Source organism: Paenibacillus aceris (assembly GCF_017874035.1).
Taxonomy (GTDB): Bacteria; Bacillota; Bacilli; order Paenibacillales; family NBRC-103111; genus Paenibacillus_E; species Paenibacillus_E aceris.
The window spans coordinates 85,709-102,834 of the sequence record NZ_JAGGKV010000021.1; the positions used below are offsets into that span (position 1 = coordinate 85,709).

A 17,126-nucleotide genomic window follows, 5' to 3' on the forward strand; every position below is an offset into this window, starting at 1 on the left:
AGATGGAGGGAGGGAGGTGCAGGTCATGTATAACCCTTTCAAAAGACACAGGATCGACCACTTGTTATTCGGCAGTTTTGCCTGTTTGATTGTGATTCTGATCATTGCTGTTATCGTAATTAGCTACAATTATTCTGCTCGAGAGCTAGTCAGTAATACGTCGTATTATCAGCAGAATCTATTAAATCAATTGAATAAACAGATCGTTACGCAAATGAATTCAATTGAACAAATCTCACTTGCAGCATCCCGGAATACGAATGTACAGAGCTTTTTAGGTGCAGAGGGGGACAGTTATTCCAATTATCAGCAGCAGAAAACGGTTGTAGAGTATATGGCTAATATTGTGTTCAGCACCAACATCATTGAGTCCATTGATCTGTACGTCCTTCATCAGCCAATGAGAATTTCAGGGACTCCTGTCAATTTCAAAAGCATCGAGGCATTGAAGGAGGAATCGTGGTATCCGTTAATACAAGATACGGATTTTACTTGGATACCGGAGAGTCGTATGACCACGGAGGATGGCTCGACACCTGTTATTAGTTTTATTCGGAAAATATATTCGTACACAGGTCGATATCAAGGTGATCTTGCGTTCCATATGAAGTCTTCGGCAATTCGGAATTTATTAAAAGATGAAATCAGCGACAGTACGCATCGATCCAGTACCCGGGTCATGATGGATTTTAAGGGCAGAATTATTTCTACACTCGGAGATTACTCTATTGGGCCTGACATGCAGGAATTGATACTCAACCGTATTGATAACAGCAGGACGGGAAATGCCCATATTCGTTTCGGCAGCAGTAAGGATAAGGAAATCAATGACTCTCTAATTGTTTGGACGCGGCTTTATAATTCGAATTGGATACTTGTAGAGATTACACCTTGGAAGGAAATAACCCGAGGAAGTACAAAAATTTCAACGATTTTATTATTTGTTGGACTAATCGCAATTGGATTTGCCATTATTTTAACGCTGGTGCTGTCTAATCAGTTTACGAGACCGATCCGTATCCTATTGCGCGAAATGAACCGATTCAATAAAAAACTTCCGCAAAGCAGCCAGAAGACCCAGCTTCCTAGTGATTACCACAATGAATTCGGAACGATTTTTATCGTCTATAAAAATATGCTCGACAGCAATGCAGAAATGTTTCAATCCTTGGAGAATCGCTATATTCAACAGAAAGAATCTGAAATAAAGGCTTTACAAGCTATGATTAATCCGCACTTTTTATATAACACGCTCGATCAGATTAACTGGATGGCGATTGAGCTTGGCCATTTTGAAATTAGCAAAGTTGTGGGATTAATGGGGCGTATGTTTCGGATTGGTCTCTCCAATGGCGAATATTTAATTGAAGTTCAAGAAGAGTTGGAACATATACACTGTTACATGGAGCTTCAGCGGATTCGTTTGGGAAATAAATTTGATTACGTTGTCGAAGTGCCGGAAGCGATATTGAATGGTTATATTTTAAAATTGACGCTGCAGCCTTTTGTGGAGAACGCCGTCATGCACGGTCTGCATGGCGTACAGCAGGGGAGAATTGTCATCCGGGCTGTTGAGTCAGCTGAGGGCATTTTATTCACGATTACCGATAATGGTAAAGGAATGAAGGAAGCGTGGGAAAACCAAAAACGTCGGAAAACAGGCGGGTATGGAATCCGGAACGTGAAGGAACGGATGGATGCTTATTATAGCGGTACATACGGAATCCATATCAAAAGTGAACCAGGGCAAGGCACGGAAGTCTGTATTCGGCAGCCAAGAATTGAAAATTCAAATCACTGGAGAGAACAATATGTGGAAAGTGGCAATCGTCGATGATGATCCGAATGTGCTTCGGGGAATGAGAAAAATCATCCCTTGGGCGGAACTTGACTTGGAGTTTATCGGTGAAGAGCAGGATGGACAGAAGGGGCTGGAGCTCATCCGTGCCACATGTCCAGATATCGTGATAACCGATATTTATATGCCTGTTTTAAACGGCTTGGATATGATTGAGAAATTACGGGAAGAGGGATTTCAAGGTAAAATTATCATTCTGAGCGGATATTCCGATTTTGAATATGCCAGACAGGCCGTACGCTTGGATGTGGATGATTATTTATCGAAACCAACATCCGTTGAAATGCTGCACACCGTCATGAAGAAAATGATTCACCGGTTAGAAGAAGAGGTCATTCAAAAAGAAAAAATGGATGAAGTCTACAAGAAGCTGCTAAGCTACGAACCATTCGTCACAAAAGAATGGATCAAGTCGATTGTAGACGGGACTTACAAAGAAAGTGTATACCATGAACGCTTGCTAGGTATGCAGCCGGATTACTGGTTAAATGGAAAGCATCTCGTAATTGGTATAGAGATACTTAGAGATCAGCGGAGTGATCAAACTTCTATTTCCGACTGGAATTTGCTGCGATTTTCCGTTGGCAATGTAGCCAATGAGGTTTTGCAAAAGGAATGGCCAAAATCGCAAATTGTCGAACTGCAGACAAGATATATGGCGATTATTTTACATGGCGATAGAGAAGTGCCAGACGAAATAAATCAAAAAAGAGTTAATCCTTTATGCCAAGAAATGCGTGAATGTGTAGAAAGATATGTAAAGGTCAACATTTTAATCGGAATCGGTCATGTAAAGGATCATTGGCAGCGAATATGCGAATCTAAAACCGAGGCCTTTTTATCCATACAAACGCAAGCTGCAACAGTTAACTCTGGATGGAACGAAACTCAGTTGGCATTTTATCATGACTTCGCACAAGCGATACGAAACTCTAAGTCGAGTTACGCGAAAGAGCTGGTGAATAGCTACATCGTTCATTTGCGGGATATCAAGCTGGCACCCGAAGAGCATCTTCAGCAGCAAACCAAAGAAATGTGGACTATTCTTGCTTATACTTTATTCGATGCGGGTGTTGTACTGAACGACATTTATCCCACCAATACGCTGCAAAATGATTTGGACAAAATCACATCGGTTATCCAGTTTGAGCTATGGTTGAATCATATTATTGATGTCATTCTAGAAAGTCGCAAATATAAGGACAACCTTAAGCATCAAAAAGCAATGGATACGATTATTGCGTATATTCATGAGCATTATACAGAGGAGATTTCATTAGAGGAGTTAGCGGACATTGTATCCATTTCGAAAAACTATTTGTGCTACATCTTTAAGAAAGTTACCGGTGAAACATTCAATCAGTATTTGACAAGGGTGCGGATTGAGAAAGCAAAGGAAATGATTCTGGACGGAAAATGGCTTGTTTATGAGATTGCTGAGAAAGTCGGATATAAGAATATTCCTTATTTCAGCACCTTATTCAAGAAGATAACAGGCCATACGCCGACGGACTTAGTGAAGAATTGAAGGATTAGAATATTTTGAAATAGTTCGGAAGTTTCCCGCATACCCAACCTCGGTCACAGACATTAAGATGATAGTGTATCCAGTTAGACATACTCAGTTGAGAGGGGTAATTATTGCATGAGAAAAACGGTAAAAAGGGTTCTTGTACCTGGAATGCTTGCCATCTCTATGTTTTCTGTAACCGCTTGCAGTACTCCAAAGGAAACAGCTTCTGGAGGCAGTGAGAACACTGCAGTGTCAAGTGCCCCCGTAAGTGCAGGCGATGCTGCCAAACCGGTTAAATTGCGAATTGATTGGTGGGGTGCGCAGACAAGGCATGATTTGACTTTGAAGGTTCTTGATCTCTACACGAAGCAGCATCCGAATGTTACCTTTGAACCTGAGTATTCTGGCTGGGATGGTTATTGGGATAAGCTCGCGACTGAGGTTGCGGCGAAAAATGCACCGGACATTTATCAGATGGACCCGGCTTATCTAAATCAATATGTAACCAATAATCAATTAGCTGAGTTAAAAAATACGAATACTTCTAATATGGAGCCATCTCTACTAAACACGGGTAAAGTCAATGATAGGCTGTATGCTATTCCGCTTGGCAAGAACATTAATGGGATGGCTTACAATAAAGTACTTGTTAATAAGCTGGGAATTACGGCACCGCATAATGATTGGACTTGGGATGAGTATTTCCAGTTCGGACGGGACGCCAAGGCTAAACTAGGCAAAGACAGCTATGCTTTACTGGATTCCACAACCAATATTGAAATGGCAGACATGTACCAGATTAGTCAAGGTAAAGGCAGTATGATTCTTGATAACGGTAAATTTAATCTAGATAAAGACTCCTTTATTAAATTCCAAACCACTTATGCGCAATTAAGAAAAGAGGGCGTTGTACCCCCACCGGAAGTTTCGGTTACGAATCAAGATTTAGATCCGCAAAACGATTTGATGGTTAAAAATAAAGTCTTAATCAGACAGCTTTATGCCGCACAGTCTACGGCGTTAGACAGTATGAGCCCTGGCTCGTATGCGATGGTAACCGTTCCTAAGGAGAAACAAAAAGGAGGCTGGCTAACTCCTTCCATGTATTGGAGCATTAGCTCTAACTCACCCAACAAGACGGAAGCGGAGAAATTCGTTGACTGGTTTATTAACAGCAATGAAGCGGGCGATATTCTTGGCACCAGTCGCGGGGTTCCTGTCTCAAGCAAAGTTCTTGATCACGTATCACCCAGCTTCAGCGCTGCCGACAAAATGGGAGTTGATCTGCTGACCAAAGGGGCTCAGGATGCACCGCCATTTCCTTTTACACCTGAAAAATGGTCAGGCTGGAGAGCCAAAGATTACGTAACCGCTACGGAAAAGTTAATGTTCGGTAAATCCACGCCGGAGCAAGCGTATAACGAGTTGGTAGAAATGAGTAAACAGTATCAATAGATCCAGAATGATATGAGAGGTCTTCCTATGATGAAATTGACAGGATTCGCAGATGAGATATCCCCTGATCTCATGCAGCAAATAGCTGTGTGCAAGGGGGAACAGATTCAGCATATTGAATTTCGAAGTGTCTGGAATACCAATGTGCTTAAATTAAAAGATGGAGAGTTGCTAGCAGTAAAGGCAGCACTCGAGAGCAATCAGATGCTTGTATCTGCTATCGGTTCCCCCATAGGCAAAATCGGCATTCTGGATGACTTCGAAGATCATCTTCTCGCATTGGAAAGAGCATTCTATGTAGCCAAATTGTTCGGGACAAAATTTATCCGCATGTTTTCTTTTATATTGCCACCGGGAGATGAATTAAGCAAACATCGCGAAGAGGTCATGCACCGAATAAAGCGGATGGTCAAACGAGCGGAAGAGGAGAATGTCATTTTACTACTTGAGAATGAATCAGGTATGTATGGAGATACACCAGATCGGTGCTTAGATGTGCTGGAGACTTGTGCTTCACTAAACCTGCGTCAAGCTTTCGATCCGGGCAATTTCCTGCAGAGCGGGGTAAATTCCACGGTAGAAGCCTTTCATACACTTAAGCCTTATATCTCCTACATTCATGTTAAAGATGTCACACTTAACAACGGAAAAGAAGTACCCGCTGGAAAGGGAGACGGGCATCTTATCGAGTTGCTGGGGCAATTGCAAAGTTTGAGATATGACGGATTTTTATCCTTAGAGCCCCATTTGGTCTATTCAGGTATGTACCCGGATCATACGCCTGTCGAATTGTTCGAAATCGCCAGTCAGGCATTAAAAGGGTTATTGAAAACGATCGATGAAGATTGGATATGAACGAACTGCGAAGTGCATAGTTAGGAGGATAGAAACGTTGGAAGTTCAAACTGTACTTTCGAGTCATGTTGAGAAATTGAGTGTGCAAGTATTTTCAGATCGAAAGTCGCTAGGCAAAGCCGCCGCTGCCCAAGTGGCCGCTGTTGTGAAGGAACTGTTAAGCAGCCAAAACGAGATTAGAATGATCTTTGCAGCGGCACCTTCCCAGAATGAGTTCTTAGAGGAACTTCTTCTGATCGATGGGATAGACTGGACCCGAATAACAGCCTTTCATATGGATGAATATATTGGACTTCCAGCCGGAGCTCCCCAAATGTTCAGTGCCTTCTTAAGGCATCGGCTGTTTGAGAAGGTGCCTTTTGCGAGCGTTCATCTCATTGATTCTACGAACCTCATTAAAGCTGAGTGTGACAGGTATGAAGCACTGCTTCAGGAAAAGCCAATCGACATTGTCTGCCTAGGCATAGGAGAGAATGGCCATATTGCATTTAATGACCCGCCTGTTGCCGATTTCGGGGACCGCTCTTGGGTAAAGCCGGTTGAACTCGATCTCGCCTGCCGCTTGCAGCAAGTTAACGACGGCTGCTTCACTGCTTTAGAAGATGTGCCTACTCATGCCATTACTTTAACAATTCCTGCACTTCTATCAGGGGCACATTTATTTTGTATGGTTCCCGGTCAGAACAAGCGGGAAGCCGTTCGAAGAACGCTGTACGAGCCGATATCGACGAGCTGTCCGGCCTCCATCTTGCGTCATCATTCCTCCTGCCGCCTGTATGTGGATTTAGATTCCTACTAAGGATAAGCCCTTTTCTAGGGCTTATTTTTTTGCACTTCTTTCTCTCAATAATCACAAAAAACCAACGTCGTAATACTTTCACCATGTTCGCGCCATCCAAATTGTGGGAAGATGACATCAAGAAACATTTCCCATCCGTCGCTTCAGGCTATTGCCGTCCTTCCTTCTACAACATCCCTGGTATCTAGGGCGGCAGCTTTCCTGAAATGATACCCGATCAGGCTATTGCATCTCTTCCTTCTAAATTAATCGTATTGGGCGAAATAGAGATGCAAGTTACCTGATTTTATTAAAATCCCAAGAGGAGGCGTTATGCCAAAATGAGAAATACCGTTTATTTAAGAAGAAATAGGAAGCTCATTGTACATCCTGGTCATAGCCGCCTTCCTCGAACATATATCGCTACAGCAATGAAAAATATAGAGTACTTAGGATTTACTTTTTCCAAAGAGCTTATGGAAGTGCTTCAGACTTTATCTATTGAAACGTTTACCGAGCTGTATCATCAGCTTGTAATGGATTTGAAATCGCTCATAGGAGCGAACGTCAACTTCAAACCTATGTATCCGAATTTCCCGAAACAAGTGATGTTGGCAAGTGAAGCGGAGCTTTACGTGAACGCCATTCTTCACTATGTAACATTTCAGCTGCCCGAACATGTAGCCTTGGAGAGGTTCCCGCTGTTGGATCAGGTGGATTTGAAGGTTATAGATCTCGGAAGCTTGGCAGATTTTGATCAAAATATGCGTAATCTCATTGGGGCGAAAGGCTCGATCTCCGAATTGGATAGGGTAGATATTGAATTGGTGATCTTAATGTATGATGATCTGAGTACTGTATTGCCGGATGAGATCCCGATGAAAGAAAATGTGGGGTTTGTCGTGGGCGCACTCCTCAAATACGAAAAGGCCAACATCAAGCACATAGCAAAATACATGACGACTGCAACGGATGTACTGCGGTTAGTTGTCGCCCTATCGGACGGGGATGTAAGTCTTGCAACGAACACAAAGTTTCGGAAGTTTAAGCGCCCTGAAAGGCGGTTGCTGCTGGAGCTGCTGGAGCAATGTGGAAACAGGATTGAGGATATGCTGCGCTATAAAAATCGCTGGATCCGTCTTGGAGAAATCCTACACCCTGCTGAGTATAAAAATAAATATGAAGGCTGCAAGGAAGCATTTGATATCCTTCGAAATAATAAGCCTTTTGCAACATTTGGTGGCAGGGTTGAACATGTGCTCCGCATGCAAGATACAAGTTTGGCTGCCGATCTATTGAAAAATCGTGCCGGAGAGTTCGCTAGACGGCTGGATCAATTGCTTAGAATCAACGAGGATTTCACGCCGGTTGTTGAAAAGTTTGCTGAAGTTGCAGAACAAATATCAACTCCCGTATTACTTCAAGTGATGGCTCATTTTGGCCATAGGCATGAAAGGCATGACCTGCGTACGTTCTTTCCGAAGGGGAATGTGGGCAATGCAGTTGCCATCCCGAATATCCTTCCTGACATTGAAGCGGCAGCGTGTGAAACGATCGTACAAACGTGCAAAAGCACGTTAATCACTCGATTCGCCGAGCTTCCCTCATTGGGAGACGTGTATGTTGATGCGAGATTGAAGCAATATGTGATGCCTTTTTCACAAAGATCGGCAAGTAAGGCGCTTCGTACGATAGTTCGTGGCAGTCGGCTTGAGATGCCGGAGGGCGACACGATCCGCTTTTTCTTATGGTGGAAAGAAGGGACGGTTGGTGGAAAGCATACAGGAAGAGTCGATATTGACCTCTCTGCCGTCATGTATGATGAGCACTGGCAGTATGTCGAACATATCTCTTACACGAATCTGCGCTCGAATAAATATAAAGCTGCTCATAGCGGGGATATTACATCTGCGCCCTTTGGGGCATGTGAGTTTATAGATTTGGATATTCCCTCTGTTGTTAAATATGGTGGACGCTATGTTGTCGCCTCATTGAATTCTTTTACGGAGCAGCCTTACTGTGATCTGCCTGAATGTTTTGCGGGCTGGATGATGCGGAAGCATCCTAACTCTGGGGAAGTTTTTGAACCTTCGACTGTGATGGATCGCATTGATATTGCAGCAGATACGAGGATTGCGATTCCGGTTATTTTGGATCTGGTGGAGCGGGAGGTCATTTGGTGTGACTTAGCGCTGCAAAAGCACCCTCATTTTTACAACAATGTAGAGGGTAATCAAAAAGGCATGGTCCTAATGGGGAAAGCGATGACCTCGTTAATAAAGCCTAATTTGTATGATCTATTCATGCTTCATGCTGCGGCTAGGGGCCGAATCGTGGAAGATGCCGATAGGGCTCAGACGGTGTTTTCGGTGAGTGAGGGGATTACTCCTTTTGATATTAGTAGGATTATGGCCGAGTTTATTGCTTGAGGAATTTTCCGTTTACAATATTTGGGGTTGCAGTTAACTGTATATATCAATCATCTCTCATCGGTTCATCTGGTATTAGCGCGGGCGGATTCAACTAGGCATTTCTGCTGGTTTCTCTGTGTGAGCTGTATGTACCTGGTCATGGACTTTGGAGTCCATGGCCTTTTTTTATACTTTGATATCCAAGGGGAAGATAACGATGGCTATTGTTCAAGTAAGATCGACCAACCCGCAGCTTTCTTTTATCATCAAAAAGAACCCGGAATCCGGTGTCATGCTCCGATCCATTCGGAAGGGTATGGCATATGGCTGGTATACGGACGCCTCCGCGTTCAATGTGTATTTTAAGGATGCGGATAATGAAATCTCGTATAAACAAAACGAACAAGAGAACTTTGAATATCTCAATGTATCTCGCTATAACACGCCTTTATTTCCGTTAAATGCAATTAATGAGTTTTTCTCGGCTCCGCTTAAGGCGCAGGACGAACGGGATGTAGAAGGGTACGAGCATACTTTTTATATCAATATGATTCATATTGAAATGGTACGGTACGTGGAGTTTTTCCAAAAATACTTGAAAGACTTTACGTTTGAAATCGTGCATCAAGCTCACAAAAGCTACTCGCTTACGGTTACAACACGGCGAAGCCTCTATCATCTGATGCATGCCGTGAGTGTGCTGTGCTTGTTTTTATCCATGTTTGGCAACGAATATATCGATATCTCAGAAAGCATTTTGGATAAATATATCAAGAGTATCAATGTAATTGACGCGCCATTTTATATTCGCAGCTTGTTTGTTCGCCATTTCCTATCTTCAAAAGAACGCTTCAAGAATTACAAAACGGAGCTGGAGAACACAAGCCGGTACGATATTCGTTTTGATTATGGGGGTACGGGACTGCAGCGGAGGAATTATATTGCTCGTGCGCTTCCTTTTGACAAGTCCATCTTGGACGTTGGTTGTGGAGAAGGCTTCTATGCAATTCCGTTCTCGGCGAAGATTGAGGGTACCTACTACGCGATTGATATTAATGAGGAACTGCTCGAAACGGTTACCCGGAAAGCCAAATCCAAAGAGATCGACAATATCGTCCCGTTCAGCTCGATTGACCGCTTCTTGGAAGCTTATAACGGGGAAAAGGTCGATATTATTTTGACGGAAGTCATCGAACATATGAGTGAGGATGAGGCCAAGGGGCTGATTCGGCACATTTGCGAGCAGGTTGATTTTGACCATTTTATTATTACGACGCCTAACTCTGACTTCAATGTGTATTACGAGCTGCCAGGATTCCGGCATGAGGATCATAAATGGGAGATGGGGCAGGAAGAGTTCCAACAGTGGTTGATGGATGTCATTTGTGAAACCAGATTTGACTATGAATTCGTTTCCATCGGGGACGGGGTCAATCATATCCAGACAACGCAAGGCGTTATTCTTAAGAAAAGGGGGGCGTAGGAGATGGAGATCCAAACCAAAGTTCATACGATATTCATGCTGATTGGGTCAACGGAGTGCGGGAAAACGACTTTCGCGAAGGAAGTCTTGATTCCCGGGTTGAGGTTCGCTGATGAGTCTAGGAATGTAAAAGCAAACGTGCAGTATTTATCTTCCGATAGCCTCCGCCAAGAGGTTTTGGGCTATGACTATGATAAATATGATCAAGTGATGTTGGAGGCGAGTGAGCAGGCGTTTCATCTGTTGTTTGAGAAGCTGAAGATGGCTACTTCATTCCCGGTCAACGCGGAATTCGTAATTGTGGATACGACGGGGCTGGCCGAGGAATTCCGTGCTAAGGTTCGGGAGATTGCGCATGCCAATAACTATAACTTGGAAGTTATTCTGTTTGATTACCGCAAGCGCGAAGATTATTATGCCTCGGATCGCTCGAAGAAACTGATTACAAGTCACATTAATCGGTTGAGAAAAGAAGTGCTGGGCTCACTCTCACGGGAGGGGTACTCCAAGATTCATAAAGTCCGTTATAAGGACTTTTACTCGTTGACTGAGGGTGGGGCGAAACCTGCCTACCAAGTGGTTATTGAAGATCAAGAGGAATACCTTTCAACAATTCTCCCACAAAACATGAAGTATATTGTCATAGGTGATATTCATGAGTGTGTGGATGAACTTAAAGCGCTTCTGCTGAGCTACGGCTATAGAATCGAGGGTAACAAGCTGGTGGTTACAGATAAAGTACGCCATATGAAGATCATCTCTGTCGGAGACTGGATCGATAAGGGGAAGAAGACGAGGGAAATCGTTGAGTTTCTATATGAAAATCAGGAGCACTTTCTGTTTGTCATGGGGAATCATGAGAATTTTGTTTATAAGTTCATGCGGGGAGAGATCGGCGGGGTCGATCAAGAACTGCTTCATACTTACTTCGATTCAACACAATTGCTTTCGCAGGATGCGGTGCTGCTTGAGAAGTTTAATGAACTGGTAGCGATTGCTAAGCCGTTTTATCGATTGAATGGCCTGAATAGTCCTTCCTTTTACGTGACACATGCCCCGTGCAAAAACAAATATATGGGCAAATTGGACGCGAATTCGATTCGTCATCAGCGGAATTATCGCATTGATCGTAGTGCGCCATTGGAGGAGCAGCTTACTTTTCTCCGAGATGAAGCGGTGAAGAATCATCCGTATCACATTTTCGGGCACGTTGCCGCCAGAAATGCGTTCCGTATCAAAAACAAAATCCATATCGACACAGGAAGTGCGCATGGTCATATGTTGACTTCCGTCAGCATTTCATACAAGCCGTTCATGAAATCACAGAAGTCCGAGCAAACCGTGATGACGGATGCACTTCAGACTTTGTTTCATGAAGAGAGAAAGGTGTCGCTGCAAGATATGGGTGAGGATGAGATTCGCAGACTGCATTACGTGTCCAGGAATAAGGTCAACTTCATCTCAGGGACAATGTCTCCGGCTGATAAGGATGAGGCTGCGCAGGACTTGGAATCTTTGCGTTGTGGCTTGGGTTATTTTGCGGAGAGGGGTGCTTCAAAGGTTGTTCTACAACCGAAGTACATGGGTTCACGGTGTAATATTTACTTGAATAAGGATATAGACCAGTGTTTTGCGGTCAGCCGTAATGGTTATCGCATCAACCAGGTCGATTTGACGGAAATCTATGGAACGCTGCAGCATAAGTTCAGCGCTTATATGGAAGAAAATCAGATCGCAATGCTCATTCTGGACGGCGAGCTGCTGCCGTGGAAAGCGATCGGCGACGGGTTGATTCAAAGGCAGTTCAAGCCGATTGAGAAGGCTTTGGAGAGCGAGTTGGCTTTTTTGCAGCAAAATGGCTTTGAGCAAGCATTTGACAAGTTGACTGCCGATTACCGGGCAAGCGGGTTTGAGAAGGATCAGTACAACATGTCCAAGACCTCGCTCAGTGACAAATACGGCTCACACATTTATCAAAACTATAAGAATGTCCACGATATTCTGAGCTCCTATGTTCCGGTGAAGCAGCATGTTCAAGCGTACCAAACCTATATGCGGAAGACGGGGAACTTACCTACAAACCTTTTGCTTTGTTGAAAATCGTTTATGAAAACGGCGAAGAGTGCATCCCAGATTGGAAGACTTCGGAGGTATACAGCTTTTTGTCGGAGGATGAGTTTCTACTGCTGGATCTTGCCGATCCGGATTGCTATGAAAAGGCTGAGTGCTACTTTTCAAGGCTAACTGTGGATAACTATATGGAAGGCGTCGTGATCAAGCCTGAAGTCATCCAAGCCAATTTGGCGCCTTATATGAAGGTTCGCAATAAGGACTATTTGTCGATCATTTACGGCTATGACTACCGTTTCCCGCACAAGTACAAGAAGCTGATGAAACAAAAGAACATAAATCAAAAGCTTCGCACCTCGATGAATGAATATCGTCTTGGGGATCGGATGCTCTCGATTAGGTTCGATGAGATCACACCGGATCATGACAAGTATAAGGAAGTTGTTGCGAATTTGCTGTTCGAGGTTGCTGGGGAGAGGGAGATGGATCCTCGGTTGTAGGCTTTGATAGAGTAACTGAGGTGATCAATTATTCGGAAGCTAACCGGGAATAAGCACGCACTTTTAGCTTGACTAGTAATCTATCTCTTACTCAAAACGACCGTCAGGGTGAAACTGGCGGTCTTTATTTTCCTCCTTTACTTCTCCTCCCATACTTACTCCAACGTTACTAACTGACAACTTTTTCAGTTCTTATGCAGCTTTTCCTTTCCCTGTATAATAGCAGTGAAAGCAAACAGTTAATGGATGGAGGGCTGCATATGAACTATAGAACTCTTGGAAAAACGGGCTTACAGATATCGGAAATCGGATATGGCGCATGGGGAATCGGTAAAACAGCTTGGATCGGTGCATCCGATGACGAATCGATTCAAGCGTTAAATCGTTCTATCGAGCTGGGATTGAATTTTATAGATACAGCCTTGGGCTATGGAGACGGTCACAGTGAACGACTTGTGGGGCAAGTCGTGAAAGCCCACGATAAGCCTATCTATGTGGCTACCAAAATCCCTCCGAAAAATAGACAATGGCCAGCACGTGATGGCGTACCTGTAGAGGAGGCTTTTACGGCGGAGCATGTCATTGCGAGTACGGAGCAAAGCCTGCGCAATCTGGGCCTAGAGACGATTGATGTGCAGCAGTTCCACGTCTGGTCGGACGAGTGGGTGGGGCAAGGAGATTGGCTGGAAGGGATCCGCAAGCTGAAAGAGCAGGGCAAAATCCGCCATTTTGGCATATCGATTAACGATCATCAACCGAACAATGCCCTTAAGCTGATTGAATCCGGGCTCGTTGATACGGTGCAGGTTATTTATAACATTTTCGATCAAAGTCCTGAAGATCAACTGCTCCCTGCCTGTGCAGCGCACAACGTCGGCGTCATTGTCAGAGTTTCGCTGGATGAAGGCGGTTTGACGGGGCGCATTACGCCGGATACGACTTTTAGCGAAGGCGACTTCCGCAACAGCTATTTCCGAGGCGACCGCAAGCAGCAGGTGTATAACCGCGTTCAGAAGATCGCTGCTGATCTGGATATTTCTATGGAGCAAATGCCGGAAACCGCACTGCGGTACGTACTGAGCCATCCCGCTGTATCAACAGTCATTCCGGGTATGCGCTCCGTTCGAAACGTGGAGGCTAATATGCGGGTGGGAGACGGGCAAGGACTAACCGAGGCACAACTTGAGAAGCTGAAGCCGCATCGCTGGATTCGGGATTTTTATAGAGGCTGATAAGACCTAAGGAGGATTAAAGATTCATGGAAAAAAAGCGGATCATTGTAACTGGCGGCAGCGGGAAAGCTGGCCAGTGGATTTTAAAGCATTTTGTAGAAAATAACTACGATGTCATTAATTTGGACGTGAAGGCTCCAGCGGAGCCGATTTGTCGGACGATTATTACCGATCTCAATGATTTGGGTCAGGTACATAATGCGATATCACAATTTAGTACTGGCAATCGTAAAGAGGTGGTGGGTATTGTGCATTTTGCCGCTATCCCTCAAGCCTATACACACACGAATGATGTATGCTTCCGTAATAATGTGATGAGTACCTACAATATTTTGGAGGCTGCAGCCAACTTAGGCATCGGTAAAGTCGTGCTCGCGTCGAGTGAGTCGTCTTATGGCATTTGTTTTGCCAGTGAGTTTTTCGAGCCTCAGTATCTCCCGATTGATGAAGAGCATCCACAGTTGCCCGAGGACAGTTATGGCTTGTCCAAGGTCGTGAACGAAGTAACCGCGCAGGCGTTTCACCGGCGTACCGGGATGCAAGTGGTTAGTTTCCGATTAGGAAATATTCTTGTGCCCGAGAGCTATGAGCAGCTGAAAGCTAATTTCGACAATACGGACGCGCGTTTGCGCATCCTGTGGTCTTACATCGATGCAAGGGACGTGGCTTCTGCTTGTCTCAAAGCGATTGAAGTCGATGGACTTGGCGCGGAGGCGTTAATCATTGCAGCGGATGATAGCTCGTCGAATCGACTAACTCGTGAGCTAGTCGAAAAATACCTTCCAGGCGTCAAAGAAATTCGCTCCCCGCTTGAGGGAAGAGCATCTCTCATTTCCAACGCGAAGGCGAAAAGATTGTTGGGCTGGGAGCCTCAAATTAAGTTGATGGAGCAGTAATGAGAAGAGCGGCCAATCCTTTAGGGGGTTGGCTTTTTTTGAAATCGGGGTAGGCTTGTAAGGGAAAACAAGTGATTAGTTGTTACTGGGGTGTGGTATAATGGTAAAAGTAATATAAAGGCGGTGTAACAGATGAGCGTGAATCGTGAAGAGTTGAAACGTTTGATCGACCGTATTCCTGAACAAGATGCTATGGAAGTGCTTGATTTTATTGGTTACTTGAACATGAAGCGAGAACGTGAAGCTGCTCAGCAATTGGATATCAAAGCTCTTTCTGAAGATGATGATGTCTTCTATATGATTCAAAAAAGCCGTGAAGATCGAAACGCCGGACGAGTCTATGGCGAGCAAGAAGGGCTGGATTATCTCCGTATCAAGATGAAGGAGTTTGAGCGTGGAGAAAGTTTATAAAGTATATTGGTCGCAAACGGCTCTAATTGAACTAGCTAGTATACGGGCTTATCCACCTGAAGTTAAGGAAAGTATCTATCTCGAATCTATCCAGCGACTTTCCTTTACGCCGACACTTACGGCGAAACAAATATCATTTGGTAAATTAAAAGGATATTGGGCGAGACTTGGCCTTTATCAAGACATTCTCATATTTGAGGTTGAGGAAGATAAATCAATTGTTTGGATAGATGGAATTAAGCATAAGCGTGAAAATATGTATTGGAAGAAGTAAACAAAGCTGTACTTCTGAGAAACTACAAAAAAGAAAGCCTAGAGGCTAAATGAGCTTTTGGGTTTTCTTTTTTTGTTGGTTGAAGTAGAGAAAATGCAGCCTCCGTTTAATTCATGATTGCTGTGATATACTGGTAATAACATGACAATCGGGAACTAAAGCGCCTATAAAAAGGAGAAACCATGAAGGAAAAAATCACGTTCTCATCCATTGATGAATACATCTCAACATTTTCGCCAGAGGTTCAGGAAATACTTCAAAAGCTAAGAGAAGTCATCAAGGAGTCCGCACCGGATGCTAAGGAAAAGATTAGTTATGCAATGCCTACTTTCGAGCAGCATGGGAATTTGGTGCATTTTGCAGCTTTTAAAAATCATATCGGATTCTACCCAGCACCGGACGGGATTAACGAGTTCCAAGATGAAGTGGCAGAGTATCATTCGTCGAAAGGGACTTTGCAATTTCCTTTAGGAAAGCCAATACCTTATGAATTGATTGGCAGGATAGTGAAGTACAGGGTTGCTCGGAATTTGGAGAAGGCGAAGGCGAAGCGTGCGGGGAAGAAGTAATAATTAAGCATATCCCCACCACCTACCGCATATCCATTAACAAAAGCATAAAACAGGCAAAGGTGCCTCAGGTCCAAGAACGTCGAGCGTTCTCCGAACCGGGGCACCTTTTTGCTTTCAATCCAGGCGGAGAGGTGAAGGGAGTGAGCTCTAACGAAATACCGATACGCGCTGTACCGCTTGCCGTCCGGATCATCCCTAACGTCGACGCCGGGCTCGCGCAGCAGCTGGAGCTGAAGCCCGGCCTCCGCAGTCTTGGCCTCCTGACCTCATCCATCGACGATGTAGGCTACACCGCAATCGATGAAGCGACGAAGAATGCAGCGGTGGAGGTGGTGTATGCCCGCTCATTCTATGCGGGATCGGGCCATGCATCGGGGCCGCTGTCCGGTGAATTCATCGGCATCATCGGCGGCGCTTCGCCGGATGAGGTGAGAAGCGGGCTGGACGCCGCCATCCAAGTGATGGAGACCGGCGCTTGCTTCTACGCGCTGAATGCCGAAGCCACACACGCGTACTATGCGCATGTGGTATCCCGCACAGGCTCGTATCTCTCCAAAGAGGCGGAGATCCAGGAAGGCGAGCCGCTTGCTTATTTAATTGCTCCGCCGTTAGAAGCCGTCTACGGCCTGGATGCTGCACTCAAAGCCGCCGATGTGCGCATGTGCAAATTCTACGGTCCGCCGACGGAGACGAATTTTGCGGGAGCATTGCTGACAGGCAGTCAATCGGCTTGTACGGCGGCAGCAGAGGCGTTTGCGGAAGCCGTTCGAAGCATCGCCAGAGATCCGAAGAGAATAGGCTATTAAGAGGCGGGTGTA

The 17,126-nt window shown here is 44.7% G+C and carries 13 protein-coding genes and 1 pseudogene; all 14 read left to right on the forward strand.

Features of this window, described 5'->3' with window-relative positions:
* Positions 1–25: 25 nt before the first annotated feature.
* The 14 genes and pseudogenes from J2Z65_RS27710 (at position 26) to eutL (ending at position 17,114) form a co-directional block, all read left to right on the forward strand.
* Entirely contained in the window at positions 26–1,837 is a 1,812-nt protein-coding gene (locus J2Z65_RS27710) for a cache domain-containing sensor histidine kinase (RefSeq protein WP_167068769.1), read from the forward strand.
* Positions 1,812–3,386, forward strand: coding sequence for a response regulator transcription factor (locus tag J2Z65_RS27715; RefSeq protein WP_167068766.1), 1,575 nt, complete (start codon positions 1,812–1,814; stop codon positions 3,384–3,386). Before J2Z65_RS27710 ends, J2Z65_RS27715 begins: the two co-directional genes overlap by 26 nt.
* 117 nt (positions 3,387–3,503) lie before the next feature.
* Positions 3,504–4,826 (forward strand): ABC transporter substrate-binding protein, encoded by a 1,323-nt coding sequence (locus tag J2Z65_RS27720; RefSeq protein WP_167068762.1) that lies wholly within the window; start codon positions 3,504–3,506, stop codon positions 4,824–4,826.
* A 27-nt stretch (positions 4,827–4,853) separates the two neighbouring features.
* Positions 4,854–5,681 carry a sugar phosphate isomerase/epimerase family protein gene (locus J2Z65_RS27725; RefSeq protein ID WP_167068759.1) on the forward strand — a complete coding sequence of 276 codons (828 nt, stop codon included), beginning with the start codon at positions 4,854–4,856 and terminating at the stop codon, positions 5,679–5,681.
* 37 nt (positions 5,682–5,718) lie between these two features.
* The gene (locus J2Z65_RS27730; RefSeq protein WP_240160089.1) at positions 5,719–6,480 is read left to right on the forward strand and encodes a glucosamine-6-phosphate deaminase; all 762 of its coding nucleotides are present in this window, start codon (positions 5,719–5,721) and stop codon (positions 6,478–6,480) included.
* Positions 6,481–6,800: 320 nt separating this feature from the next.
* Positions 6,801–8,888, forward strand: coding sequence for a TerD family protein (locus J2Z65_RS27735; RefSeq protein WP_167068753.1), 2,088 nt, complete (start codon positions 6,801–6,803; stop codon positions 8,886–8,888).
* A gap of 199 nt (positions 8,889–9,087) precedes the next feature.
* Positions 9,088–10,353, forward strand: coding sequence for a class I SAM-dependent methyltransferase (locus J2Z65_RS27740; protein ID WP_167068750.1), 1,266 nt, complete (start codon positions 9,088–9,090; stop codon positions 10,351–10,353).
* A gap of 3 nt (positions 10,354–10,356) precedes the next feature.
* Positions 10,357–12,923 (forward strand): annotated as a pseudogene (locus J2Z65_RS27745) (metallophosphoesterase).
* A 260-nt stretch (positions 12,924–13,183) separates the two neighbouring features.
* Complete coding sequence (locus J2Z65_RS27750; RefSeq protein WP_167068747.1) at positions 13,184–14,155, forward strand: aldo/keto reductase; 972 nt, start codon at positions 13,184–13,186, stop codon at positions 14,153–14,155.
* A gap of 26 nt (positions 14,156–14,181) precedes the next feature.
* On the forward strand, positions 14,182–15,051 hold the full coding sequence (locus J2Z65_RS27755; RefSeq protein WP_167068744.1) for an NAD-dependent epimerase/dehydratase family protein: 870 nt from the start codon (positions 14,182–14,184) through the stop codon (positions 15,049–15,051).
* 132 nt (positions 15,052–15,183) lie between these two features.
* Positions 15,184–15,462 (forward strand): hypothetical protein, encoded by a 279-nt coding sequence (locus J2Z65_RS27760; RefSeq protein WP_167068742.1) that lies wholly within the window; start codon positions 15,184–15,186, stop codon positions 15,460–15,462.
* Entirely contained in the window at positions 15,446–15,736 is a 291-nt protein-coding gene (locus tag J2Z65_RS27765; protein WP_167068739.1) for a type II toxin-antitoxin system RelE family toxin, read from the forward strand. The genes J2Z65_RS27760 and J2Z65_RS27765 overlap by 17 nt, the downstream gene beginning before the upstream one ends.
* Before the next feature lie 182 nt (positions 15,737–15,918).
* A complete protein-coding gene (locus tag J2Z65_RS27770) occupies positions 15,919–16,305 on the forward strand; it encodes an iron chaperone (RefSeq protein WP_167068736.1) in 387 nt (128 codons plus the stop codon).
* A 143-nt stretch (positions 16,306–16,448) separates the two neighbouring features.
* A complete protein-coding gene (gene eutL / locus J2Z65_RS27775; RefSeq protein WP_167068733.1) occupies positions 16,449–17,114 on the forward strand; it encodes an ethanolamine utilization microcompartment protein EutL in 666 nt (221 codons plus the stop codon).
* Positions 17,115–17,126: the final 12 nt, after the last annotated feature.

Excerpts from the sequence above, each read along its gene's own strand:
- J2Z65_RS27740 (WP_167068750.1), top strand. The coding sequence starts at position 9,088 with ATGGCTATTGTTCAAGTAAGATCGACCAACCCGCAGCTTTCTTTTATC.
- J2Z65_RS27715 (WP_167068766.1), top strand. The coding sequence starts at position 1,812 with ATGTGGAAAGTGGCAATCGTCGATGATGATCCGAATGTGCTTCGGGGA.
- J2Z65_RS27735 (WP_167068753.1), top strand. The coding sequence starts at position 6,801 with ATGAGAAATACCGTTTATTTAAGAAGAAATAGGAAGCTCATTGTACAT.
- J2Z65_RS27755 (WP_167068744.1), top strand. The coding sequence starts at position 14,182 with ATGGAAAAAAAGCGGATCATTGTAACTGGCGGCAGCGGGAAAGCTGGC.
- J2Z65_RS27760 (WP_167068742.1), top strand. The coding sequence starts at position 15,184 with ATGAGCGTGAATCGTGAAGAGTTGAAACGTTTGATCGACCGTATTCCT.
- J2Z65_RS27750 (WP_167068747.1), top strand. The coding sequence starts at position 13,184 with ATGAACTATAGAACTCTTGGAAAAACGGGCTTACAGATATCGGAAATC.
- J2Z65_RS27725 (WP_167068759.1), top strand. The coding sequence starts at position 4,854 with ATGATGAAATTGACAGGATTCGCAGATGAGATATCCCCTGATCTCATG.
- J2Z65_RS27770 (WP_167068736.1), top strand. The coding sequence starts at position 15,919 with ATGAAGGAAAAAATCACGTTCTCATCCATTGATGAATACATCTCAACA.
- J2Z65_RS27720 (WP_167068762.1), top strand. The coding sequence starts at position 3,504 with ATGAGAAAAACGGTAAAAAGGGTTCTTGTACCTGGAATGCTTGCCATC.
- J2Z65_RS27710 (WP_167068769.1), top strand. The coding sequence starts at position 26 with ATGTATAACCCTTTCAAAAGACACAGGATCGACCACTTGTTATTCGGC.